General features: G+C 60.7%; 8 protein-coding genes and 1 rRNA gene. 1 reads left to right on the top strand and 8 read right to left on the bottom strand.

Going from position 1 to position 11014, the window contains the following annotated elements:
- Positions 1–47: 47 nt before the first annotated feature.
- The 8 genes from ASF04_RS23665 to ASF04_RS23630 form a co-directional block, all read right to left on the bottom strand.
- Positions 48–1578: ribosomal RNA gene (locus tag ASF04_RS23665) — 16S ribosomal RNA — on the bottom strand.
- 576 nt (positions 1579–2154) lie between these two features.
- Positions 2155–3630, bottom strand: a complete 1476-nt coding sequence (locus tag ASF04_RS23660) for a GTPase domain-containing protein (protein ID WP_056147201.1) — start codon at positions 3628–3630, stop codon at positions 2155–2157.
- On the bottom strand, positions 3627–5099 hold the full coding sequence (locus ASF04_RS23655; RefSeq protein ID WP_056147200.1) for a DUF2868 domain-containing protein: 1473 nt from the start codon (positions 5097–5099) through the stop codon (positions 3627–3629). Before ASF04_RS23655 ends, ASF04_RS23660 begins: the two co-directional genes overlap by 4 nt.
- 59 nt (positions 5100–5158) lie before the next feature.
- Entirely contained in the window at positions 5159–5905 is a 747-nt protein-coding gene (locus tag ASF04_RS23650) for a phosphatase PAP2 family protein (RefSeq protein WP_082488980.1), read from the bottom strand.
- Entirely contained in the window at positions 5877–7607 is a 1731-nt protein-coding gene (locus tag ASF04_RS23645; protein WP_082488979.1) for a phosphoethanolamine transferase, read from the bottom strand. The genes ASF04_RS23650 and ASF04_RS23645 overlap by 29 nt, the downstream gene beginning before the upstream one ends.
- An 87-nt stretch (positions 7608–7694) precedes the next feature.
- Positions 7695–8927 carry a HAMP domain-containing sensor histidine kinase gene (locus ASF04_RS23640; protein WP_056147198.1) on the bottom strand — a complete coding sequence of 411 codons (1233 nt, stop codon included), beginning with the start codon at positions 8925–8927 and terminating at the stop codon, positions 7695–7697.
- On the bottom strand, positions 8914–9603 hold the full coding sequence (locus ASF04_RS23635) for a response regulator transcription factor (RefSeq protein ID WP_056147196.1): 690 nt from the start codon (positions 9601–9603) through the stop codon (positions 8914–8916). The genes ASF04_RS23640 and ASF04_RS23635 overlap by 14 nt, the downstream gene beginning before the upstream one ends.
- A 10-nt stretch (positions 9604–9613) precedes the next feature.
- Positions 9614–10390, bottom strand: coding sequence for an enoyl-CoA hydratase (locus ASF04_RS23630; protein ID WP_056147194.1), 777 nt, complete (start codon positions 10388–10390; stop codon positions 9614–9616).
- 177 nt (positions 10391–10567) lie between these two features.
- Here ASF04_RS23630 and ASF04_RS23625 point away from each other — a divergent pair, with 177 nt between their 5' ends.
- Positions 10568–11005, top strand: coding sequence for a universal stress protein (locus ASF04_RS23625; RefSeq protein ID WP_056147192.1), 438 nt, complete (start codon positions 10568–10570; stop codon positions 11003–11005).
- Positions 11006–11014: the final 9 nt, after the last annotated feature.

The following is an 11014-nucleotide window of genomic DNA, read 5'->3' as shown; positions in this document are numbered from 1 at the left end:
ATTGACAGTCGATAAGTGTGAACGCTTGATGATGAGTGCTACTCTAGAAAGGAGGTGATCCAGCCGCACCTTCCGATACGGCTACCTTGTTACGACTTCACCCCAGTCACGAATCCTACCGTGGTAAGCGCCCTCCTTGCGGTTAAGCTACCTACTTCTGGTAAAACCCGCTCCCATGGTGTGACGGGCGGTGTGTACAAGACCCGGGAACGTATTCACCGCGACATGCTGATCCGCGATTACTAGCGATTCCAACTTCATGCAGTCGAGTTGCAGACTACAATCCGGACTACGATACACTTTCTGGGATTAGCTCCCCCTCGCGGGTTGGCGGCCCTCTGTATGTACCATTGTATGACGTGTGAAGCCCTACCCATAAGGGCCATGAGGACTTGACGTCATCCCCACCTTCCTCCGGTTTGTCACCGGCAGTCTCATTAGAGTGCTCTTTCGTAGCAACTAATGACAAGGGTTGCGCTCGTTGCGGGACTTAACCCAACATCTCACGACACGAGCTGACGACAGCCATGCAGCACCTGTGTGCAGATTCTCTTTCGAGCACTCCYMAATCTCTCSRGGATYTCTGCCATGTCAAGGGTAGGTAAGGTTTTTCGCGTTGCATCGAATTAATCCACATCATCCACCGCTTGTGCGGGTCCCCGTCAATTCCTTTGAGTTTTAATCTTGCGACCGTACTCCCCAGGCGGTCTACTTCACGCGTTAGCTGCGTTACCAAGTTAATTAAAACCCGACAACTAGTAGACATCGTTTAGGGCGTGGACTACCAGGGTATCTAATCCTGTTTGCTCCCCACGCTTTCGTGCATGAGCGTCAGTTTTGACCCAGGGGGCTGCCTTCGCCATCGGTGTTCCTCCACATATCTACGCATTTCACTGCTACACGTGGAATTCTACCCCCCTCTGCCAAACTCTAGCCTTGCAGTCACCATCGCCATTCCCAGGTTGAGCCCGGGGATTTCACGACAGTCTTACAAAACCGCCTGCGCACGCTTTACGCCCAGTAATTCCGATTAACGCTTGCACCCTACGTATTACCGCGGCTGCTGGCACGTAGTTAGCCGGTGCTTATTCTTCAGGTACCGTCATTAGATCTCTGTATTAGAAARACCCGTTTCTTCCCTGACAAAAGAGCTTTACAACCCGAAGGCCTTCTTCACTCACGCGGCATTGCTGGATCAGGCTTGCGCCCATTGTCCAAAATTCCCCACTGCTGCCTCCCGTAGGAGTCTGGACCGTGTCTCAGTTCCAGTGTGGCTGGTCGTCCTCTCAGACCAGCTACTGATCGATGCCTTGGTAGGCTTTTACCCTACCAACTAGCTAATCAGATATCGGCCGCTCCAGGAGCATGAGGTTCTTGCGAATCCCCCACTTTCATCCTKAGATCGTATGCGGTATTAGCGTAACTTTCGCTACGTTATCCCCCACTCCAGGGTACGTTCCGATATATTACTCACCCGTTCGCCACTCGCCGCCAGGTTGCCCCGCGCTGCCGTTCGACTTGCATGTGTAAGGCATGCCGCCAGCGTTCAATCTGAGCCAGGATCAAACTCTTCAGTTCCACTCGCCGCCAGGTTGCCCCGCGCTGCCGTTCGACTTGCATGTGTAAGGCATGCCGCCAGCGTTCAATCTGAGCCAGGATCAAACTCTTCAGTTTAATCTCTGTTTATTTGCCGATTTCTCGGCACCGTCTTTCGACGGGTCGCTCACTCAAAATACTGACAGGCCACTATTTTCATAGCGCCTATTTCATTACTTCTTGTGAACATTTGATAWTTTAAGTATCACTCGGCACCGTCTTTCGACGGGTCGCTCACTCAAAATACTGACAGGCCACTATTTTCATAGCGCCTATTTCATTACTTCTTGTGAACATTTGATAWTTWAAGTATCACGCTGCAAGCAGCGTGYGCACTGTCATCAAACGTCCACACTTATCGACTGTTAATTTTTAAAGAACTTATTCGGTRCTGCGTTTCGCGTCGATCGTTTTGTCTGCCGCGAAGAAGRAAGAGTATGAAGCGTTTAGCTTGTTTCGTCAACCTTCTTTTTTCTCGCTTTACTTAACATTTACATGCGGTGTTCTGCGAGGGGGCGAATTATAGCCAAGCCCGCAGGGGCTTGGCAAGAGGCTTTTTTACACGGTGCCGGCAACGTCCGGATACAGTCGTACCAGGGTCGCGGAAATGATTTGCTTGATCAGTAATGCTGCGCGGTCGCCGGTGATGGCGACCTTCTCGCGGCGCACGTCTTGCCACAGTTCGACCAGGCCGGCGTCGTGCTGGCTGACGACCTGCTCCACTTCTTCCTGCCAGAATGCCGGCGCTTCGTTTTCAACAAAATTGCCACGACCCCGGCCGAAGTGCGCCACGGCCAGATAGCGCAGCACACCGACAATCACCAGGTTGCGCATGAACGCGTCGGTAAACTGCACGGCGGCCACGTTGCGGTCGGTGCTGGCGTTGAAACCCCAGGCGGCACCGGCAAACGTCAGCGCACCGACCACGCCGCCGATGATGGCGCCGCCGCCCAATGTAAGGCCGCCAGCCATGACGTCGGCCGACAAGCCGGTGGCAGCACCCGAGAGCATGGCGCCCAGCAAGCCGGCCTGCGCCTTGTCGATCGGTGCACGCACGGCAAAACTCTCGCGCACGCGTTCGTTGATCTTGCCGGCGTCGGTGGGATCGAGCTGGTGCAGGATCAGCAGTTCGCGCGTGCTGTCGATGGACCGCTGGTTCAGGCGCGCAACCAGCGTGGCCATCGCCCGGTCCTGGCGCTGCTGTTCTTCGTTCTTGCCGATGCCCACCACCTTGAGCGCGGACTTGAGCATGCTCTTGCCCTCTTCCACGACCTGCTCGCTGTCGCGTGCGGCCGTGGACAATTGCGCAGCCAGCAGGTGAACGGCGCGGTCGTAGCGCTCGGTGTTGCGCGCCTGCCAGGTGGCAAACAGCCGGGCGTAACCCGCCTGCAACGACACGTCGAGCAACTTGCCCACGGTGTCGTAGAACACGCGCTCGTGCACCCAGCAGCGGGCAAAGGCGTCCAGCGCCAGAACTTCCCGCACGGCCGGATACTGGCGCAGGTGCTGGCGCCAACGCTCCTGCTCGGCGTGTTCCTCGCCTACCGGGCGCGGCCGGCCCACCTGGTTGAGCAGCACCACTACCGGCTTGTCCAGCCATTCGAGGATTTTCATTTCCGCCGGCAGGTAACCAGTGTCGCGTGGATCTTCCGACGAATTGACCAAATAAAGCACGAGGTCGGCCGATTCGCGCGCCGTGCGCATTGCTTGCTGGCTGAGCCAGAATGGCCGGTCGCGGTAGCGGTCGATCACTTCGCGCAGGAACCAGCCGACCGGGTTACCCGATTGGCCCAGCCGCTTGAGCAGGCGCACCGAGTCGCCAAAGCCCGGCGTATCCCACAGTTGCAGCGAGTCTCCCTGCGGCGTGGTTAATAAAGTGTGCGATTCGGCAAAGATGGTGACATGGGCAGCGTCGCGCACTTCGCCGATATCGACGCCGACCAGGGTGCGGGCCAGCGTGGTCTTGCCATTATTGGTGTGCGAAATCAGGGCAAACTGGATCTGCACACCGTCTTTTTGTATGGAAACGGTCATTGTGGTGTCGAGAGTGGCAGCCCGGCTTCGAGCGGATGGGCGCCGGGGTTGAGCAAGTTGACTACCGTGGCCCTGGTGTGATGGAAGTGGCAGAACTGCTGCCACAACGCCACGCGCTCGGCCAGGCGGGCGCGGTCGTCGGGGTGGTCGCCCATGCGCTCGACGTAGCTCGATTGATCGAGCAGCACGGCGATGCCGCGCGGCGATGACTTGACCAGGTAGTCGAGGAAGGCGCCGTGGTTTTCCTTCTCCGGCGTGGCGGTGATGTTGAACAGCACGGCGGTGATATTAACGTTGGGGTCGGTCAGATCGACTTCACGCAGCAGTTCGCGTGCATCTTCGCCATAGGCGCTTGATGGCCGCAACATCATGCGGCCCTGCTCGCCGAACGCCATCACCGCGACCTGCACCAGGCCCTGGTGGCGCGCCTCGTCCACGGTAAAGCTGTAGGGCAGCACGCGCAGCAGGCCGCCGGTGGACACGCCGATGGTGTCATTGAGGCGACGGAAATAAGGATGGTCGAGGTCGAGCGGGAAGCGTTTGGCGAAATGCGCCGCGCGCAGGTTGTAGGCCAGCGCCAGCAGCAGGCGTGGCAGCACCACGAACAGGAAAATGGTCGCCGCATATAAATGCACCCAGCGCGCACCGCCCTCGGCTGCCGTGGTCTGCGGGAAGCGCAGCGCCTCGATCTCGGCCAGGGTAAAGCCTTGCAGGTTAAATACAAACATCGCCGGCGCGAACAGGAAAGACAACAGGCCATGCACTTGCGACGCATTCAGGAAGGTGCTTTCCCAGCCGGCGCCGTACTGGGCCAGCAAGCCGCGCGCATACAGCGAGGCGACGGCGCCGATGGAAAACAGCGCCGCGCTCAGGTGCACGGTGCGATTGAGACGGGCTGCCGTCAGCTTGGCGCCCAGTTGCGCCCATTCGCCCATAAAGCTGAGCAAGGCGGTGGAGAGTACCGGCGGCATCTTGCGCGGCAGCGCCAGCTTGCCCACGCTCAGGCGACGCACCATGCCGTCCTTGGGCCAGCCGGGCGCGCGCGATGGAACCACCAGGCTGATCAGCAATCCTATATAAACCACAAAGTTCCAGGCAAGGATCAGCAGCAAGGGAGCGGAGAGCAGATCGACGCGGTGCGGATCGGTGATGCGGTCGAGCGCCACGCCCAGTACCAGGGCCAGCAACGGCAGCGCCCAGGTGAGCCCTTGCAGGCCGTAGCGGCGCTTAGCGAAACTGGCAAAGGCAGGATTGCGCTCGGCCAGGCGCTTGAGCAGCAGTTCCGAGCGCTGCTGCAGGAAATCGTCGCCGGTCACCTCGGCATGCTTGCCGGAAGCCTGCCATTGCGCCAGTTCGCGCGCGCTGCGGCTGGCGTACAGGCGGTCGTCCTCGCTGAGAATTTCTTTCTTTTGATCGGTGGTCTCGATGGCGCGGACCATCACCACATCTCTCGCGATTAGCTCGTTCATGGAATCCCCGTTATGAGTTAAACAACCTGACAACCGGGATTGTGGCGTACTTTATGAAATCAAGCCAACGCTGCACGCCCTTTACGTGAGCCGAGTATCTCATACAGAAAATAGACGATGGCGACCGCGATCCAGACCGACCACAGAGTGTGAGTGAGGAAATGAGCGCCGCGCAACTGCTGCATCCAGCCCACGGCAAAGCCGAACGCCAGCATGGCCGCACCGACAGCCGCTGCCATGCGCGGGCGCGCGGGCAGCCAGAACACGACCACCGCCAGCAGCCACAGCGCGCTCGACGCGTGGCCGGCCGGCAGGCAGTGACCGGAAGGTATCCCGGCCGGCATCATTTCCAGTAAGCGTACATACGGCTCGTTGCCGCCATAGCGCTGCAAATCCCACGGGCAGTGCGAATCGCTGAAACGCTTGAGCAGGCTGATCGCCGCCGGCACCAGCAGCGCCGACAGCGCCAGCACGCGCATGCCGGTGCGGTGCGCCACGGTCCAGCTGCGGAACGGCTTGAAGCAATCCCAGCTGGCCACACCGACCACCGTAAAACCCAGTACCTGCAGCACGGTTTTCAAAATTTCGTGGTTGAAGCGCTCGGCCAGCCACGCGTGCTGCCAGGGAAACACGTTACGGGCGCGGTCGAACATGGCGTCGGCCAGGGCCAGGTCGATATCGGTGTTGTTGCCGATCCATAGTATCAGCAGGCTTGACACCAGCAGCGCCCACTCCACCGGCCGCAGCAGGCCGATGCGGCGAGATGTCGAAGGCGTATCAAGGCTGGTTGGCAAGGGTACAGGCATGGAACATATCCAGTTGCGGGTTATACACGGCGGTGTTGATGTTCAACATGCCCAGGAACGAGTGGAACACATTATCGTGGGAGAAATCCTGATCGCGCCGCGCTTCCATGCAGCGCTGGTCGATATTGAAGCGGTCGCGGAAGTTCTGATCCAGCCACAGCATGAACGGGACGTGGCGTTGTTCTTCAGGCGAAATGATGTACGGCGCGCCATGCAGGTACATATTTTTCTCGCCCAGCGATTCGCCATGGTCGGAGAAATACATCATGGCGGTATCGACGTTGCTCTCGGCGCCGGCAGCGCGCAGCATGTCGATGGTCTTGCTGAGGAAATAGTCGGTGTACAGGATGGTGTTGTCGTACGCCGCGACGATCGACTCGCGCGAGCATTTTTCCAGCTCATTGCTGCTGCACACGGGGCCAAAGCGCTGGAACGCTGGCGGGTAGCGCTTCCAGTAGGCCGGGCCGTGGCTGCCCTTCTGGTGCAGCACGATCACCAGGTCGCGCCGGGCGTTGCGGATGATGTCGGGCAAGCCTTGCAGCATGCGCTCGTCGTAGCACTCGTCCTTGCCGCAGAACGGATCGCCGGCTTTGACCTCCGACATGTCTTCGTAGGTGACGCGGTCGCAGGCGCCCTTGCAGCCGGAATTGTTATCGCGCCACAGCACGTCGATGCCGGCGTGGCTGATCACGTCCAGCAGCCCCTCCTGGGACTTGGCCTTGTCTTCCGAATACTTTTCCCGCGTCATGCCCGAGAACAGGCAAGGCACGGAAATCGCCGTGGCCGTACCGCACGAATAGACATTCTTGAAATTGATCAGGCCAGCCTGGTGCGACAGCAGCGGGTTGGTGTCACGGCTGTAACCGTTAAGCGAGAAATTCATGGCGCGCGCAGTCTCGCCCACCACCATGATGGTCACCGTGCGGCGCGGCACCTGCACGCCCGGCGTCGGATGATCGGGGGGTTGCGACCACAGCTTGCCCTTCATGGCGTCGCGGCCCATCGGTTCGATCACCAGCGGCTTGGCAAAGTGATGCTTGAAATAGCTGTTGGTTGCCTGGATGACATTGGTGGGCGTGAGCAGGAAGCGCATTTCGCGGTACTCGCGCACGGCCGGCGCCAGGGTCTTGAAAAAGGTCATCATCAAAATGCCGGCTGCACACACGGACAGCAGGACCACGATGGCATTGGTCACCACGCTCCGGGTCAACGACGGATAACGCAGCTTGACGTGGTACACGAACAGCGACGGCAACACGCCCAGCAGGCTCAAGGTGAACAACAAATCCCAGCTCAGCAGCTCCTCGGCTTCGTGCGGGTCGGTCTCCATCACGTTCTGGACCATGGCGGCATCGATGGCGATGCCGTAGCGGTTCATGAAATAGCTGGCGCCGGCTGTGACGAAAAACAGCACGATCAGCACCGGTTTGAGCAGGTAACGGAAACCGACCAGGCTCAAAAACGCGTTGAACACCAGCGCCAGCATGGTAAATGCGCCCAGGTACAGCGGAATATTGGAAGCGTGCAAGCCACCGGTGGCAACCACGAAAGTTTTCCAGAAGCTGAAGTTGTAAGCCAGTACCAGGAATATCGAGGCGGCCAGCGTTAGTTGCATCGGATGCAAGGTCAGCTTGCGCAGTCGCGGCAGGATGGCGGTGCGCAGTGCCAGCGGCACCTGCAAGGTCAGGTTGTGAACGTTCACGCGAGGCTCCAGAAGTCTAGCCTCTACCTTACAAACGCGGCGGTCAAATCGCCGTCATGGCGGCGTTAAGATTGCGTTAAACCAATTTTATATGTGTGGAAAACGAATCTCGAACACGCTGCCGCCCCCTGGCCTCTCGCTGTAATGCAGGCTGGCGCCCAGGTAAGCGCAGATGCGCTGCACCAGCCCCAAGCCGAGGCCGGTACCGGACGAGCCGCTGGCGCCAACCGGTGCCGCCTCGTGCAGCACGCGGGCGCGCGCGGCCGGTGGCAAACCGGGGCCGGTATCTTCGACGAACAGCGACCGGTCTTGCAGCATCACCAGCACTTCGCCCTCCAATGTATACAGGCAGGCGTTGCGCACCAGGTTGCCGACGGCAGCGATCATCAGTTCGCGCGGCGCGGTCACCGTGAAATCGGCGCCGCCTGCATACCGCACGCTCAACGGTTTATTACCCACCAGCGGCTGGCTGCGCGCGCACTCATCGGCAGCGAGCGCAGCCATCGACACCGGCGTTGCCTCCAGCTGCTCGGGCGAACGGGCCAGGCGCAGCAGCACGGTGACCGAATCGGATGCATCGCGCGCAGCGCGATAAATGCGCTCGGAAGCGGCCTGGATCGCCGGGTTGCCCGGCGCCTGCGCCATGATCACCTCGGCCGCGCCGCTGATGACGGTGAGTGGCGTGCGCAATTCGTGGCTGACATCGCCGGTAAAGAAGCGCTCGCGGTCCAGCACCTCGGTCAGCTCAGTGGTGCGGGCGGCAAAGGCGCGGGCCAGGATGCCCAGTTCGTCGGGACTGTCCTGCTGCGGCAGGTCGGTGCGGCGCGCCTGCACGGCCGTGGCCAGGTCCATGATGGGACGCACCACGCTGTTGCCGATAAACGCCCCGAACATCAGCGACGAGACCAGGAAACCGGCAAAGCCGACGGCAAACATGCTGTACACGACCAGCTCGATTTTTTCATATGCACTGGCGTGGTCCACCACCACGTAGTTGCCGGCAGGATCGCGCCCGGCCAGCACGTGCAGGTCAACACCATCGACCGTGATTTCATTGGCGCCCTGCGGCAAGCCGCGCAGCGACTGGGGAATCTCGGCGTCATGGAAGAAACTGAGACCGGCCGGCATTTCCACCGGCAAGCCGCCGGCCTGGCGCGGCGAGGCCCAAGCCGCCACTTCCTCGAGGCGTTCATCGACCAGCTTGACCTCGATGCCTTCGACCGCCACGGCCGCGATGATGGCAAAGAACAGGCTGGCGACGGCGGCAAACAGCAGGTAGGCGACGACGATGCGGCGGCGCAGGGATTTAAACTGGGACATCGGTAGCAAGCAATTTGTAGCCGATGCCGGACACGGTGCGCAGCATGGCGAAGTCGAAAGGTTTGTCGAGCACCTGGCGCAGCGCATGGATGTGCGTGCGCAAGGCGTCGCTGTCGGGGCGGTCCTCCCCCCATACTTGCTGTTCCAGCATGTCGCGCGTGACCAGCTTGGGCGCCTGGGTCATCAGGCACTTGAGGATAACGTAACCGGTCTTGGTCAGTACCAGCGGCGTGCCGGCGCGGTGCACCTCGAATTTCTCGGTATCGAAACGCAAATCGCCCACGGCCAGCACGGCCGCACCGGCGGTTTGCCCGCGCGCGCGGCGCACCAGCGCATTGAGCCGCACTTCCAGCTCCACCAGCGAGAACGGTTTGACCAGGTAATCGTCGGCGCCGCTGTCGAAGCCGGCCACCTTATCCTGCACCGTGTCGCGCGCGGTGAGCATCAGTACCGGCGTCGTCTGGCGCAGCTCGGTGCGGATCTTGTGGCACAGTTCCAGCCCCGTCATCCCGGGCAGCATGACATCGAGCACCATCACGTCGTACTCGTGCTGGGCCGCCAGCGCCAGCCCGGCATAGCCGTTGGCGGCCGAGTCGAGCACATGGCCTTTCGGCTCCAGGAAGGCGTACAGGTTGGCCAGGATGTCCGGGTTGTCTTCGATGATCAGGATCCGCATGGAGGAGACGTCACAGTCCGTCAAAGTTGGCCGGGCGCTTGGCCAGGAATGCCTGCATGCCTTCTTTCTGCGCCGGCGTGCCGAAAGCGGCCTGGAACAGGCGACGCTCGTAGGCCACGCCGTCGGTCAGCGGGGTCTCGAAGGCGCGGTTGACGGCATCCTTGACCATCATTGCCACCGAGGTGGGCATGGCGGCAATTTGCTCGGCAATCACCAGCACTTCCTCGATCAGCTTTTCGGCCGACACCACGCGCGACACCAGGCCGATGCGTTCGGCTTCGGCGGCGTCGATGGTGCGCGCGGTAAGCAGCATGTCCATGGCCTTGGCCTTGCCGATGGCGCGCGGCAGGCGCTGGGTGGCGCCGGCGCCGGGCGGCACGCCGATCTTGATTTCGGGCTGGCCGAACTTGGCGGTATCAGCGGCGACGACGAAGTCGCACATCATGGCCAGCTCGCAGCCGCCGCCCAAGGCAAAGCCGGCCACGGCGCCGATCACCGGCTTGCGCACCTTCAGGATGTGCTCCCAGTTGCGGCTGATGTAGTTGTCGCGGTAGGTGTCGGCATACGTGTAATCGACCATGGCGGCAATGTCGGCGCCGGCGGCAAAGGCTTTTTCGCTGCCCGTGAGGACGATGCAGCCGATGGCAGGATCGGCGTCGAACGTGCGCAAGGCGTCGCCAAGTTCGTCCATCATGTTGTCATTGAGCGCGTTGAGCGCCTTGGGACGGTTCAGGCGGATCAGCGCGGTCTTGCCGTGCACTTCGACGATCAGGTCTGCATATTGCATGATGTTCTCCAAGGTGGCATAGGTATGGCGTCGATTGTAGCGTCTATCCCGGCGCCGGGTATGATCGGTCTCCTGTCAGCGGGGATAGGCAAAACTTGTCAGTCGTGCCATAACGTGCGACAAGAAACGCGCCGAGATATTAGTCTCACTGCCATCAACCGCCAACTGGAGTGCGCCATGTTCAAATCGATTCTCTTCCCCACCGATGGCTCCGAGCTGTCGGAAAAAGCCACCGCCACTGCGGTGCAATTCGCCATGTTGCACCAGGCCCGCATGATCGGCATCACGGTCGTGCAACCGATCGCCATGACCCCGATCAGCGACGTGGGCGTGGTGGTGGACGTGGGCGACTTCTCGGTACAGATGCAGGAAGCCGCGCGCGAGCACATCGACAAGCTGGCGGCCGCCGCCAATATCGCCGGCGTGCCGTTCGAAGGCATCATTTCCACGTCCACCGTGCCGTTCGAGGAAATCATCGAAGCGTCGAAACGCTTCAATTGCGACCTGATCATCATGGCCACCCACGGCCACACTGGGCTGGACAAATTCCTGCTGGGCAGCCAGACCGACAAGGTGTTGTCGAACACCACCCTGCCGGTACTGGTGTTGCGTTAATTTTTGCGC

This window comes from Duganella sp. Leaf61, assembly GCF_001421905.1.
In the GTDB taxonomy this organism is placed as follows: domain Bacteria; phylum Pseudomonadota; class Gammaproteobacteria; order Burkholderiales; family Burkholderiaceae_D; genus Rugamonas; species Rugamonas zoogloeoides.
Note: the sequence above shows the minus strand (reverse complement) of the source record. Positions and strands in the feature narration are given on the sequence as shown.

Coding starts and splice junctions, on each gene's coding strand:
- ASF04_RS23660 (WP_056147201.1), bottom strand. CDS start 3,630: ATGACCGTTTCCATACAAAAAGACGGTGTGCAGATCCAGTTTGCCCTG.
- ASF04_RS23655 (WP_056147200.1), bottom strand. CDS start 5,099: ATGAACGAGCTAATCGCGAGAGATGTGGTGATGGTCCGCGCCATCGAG.
- ASF04_RS23650 (WP_082488980.1), bottom strand. CDS start 5,905: ATGCCTGTACCCTTGCCAACCAGCCTTGATACGCCTTCGACATCTCGC.
- ASF04_RS23640 (WP_056147198.1), bottom strand. CDS start 8,927: ATGTCCCAGTTTAAATCCCTGCGCCGCCGCATCGTCGTCGCCTACCTG.
- ASF04_RS23635 (WP_056147196.1), bottom strand. CDS start 9,603: ATGCGGATCCTGATCATCGAAGACAACCCGGACATCCTGGCCAACCTG.
- ASF04_RS23630 (WP_056147194.1), bottom strand. CDS start 10,390: ATGCAATATGCAGACCTGATCGTCGAAGTGCACGGCAAGACCGCGCTG.
- ASF04_RS23625 (WP_056147192.1), top strand. CDS start 10,568: ATGTTCAAATCGATTCTCTTCCCCACCGATGGCTCCGAGCTGTCGGAA.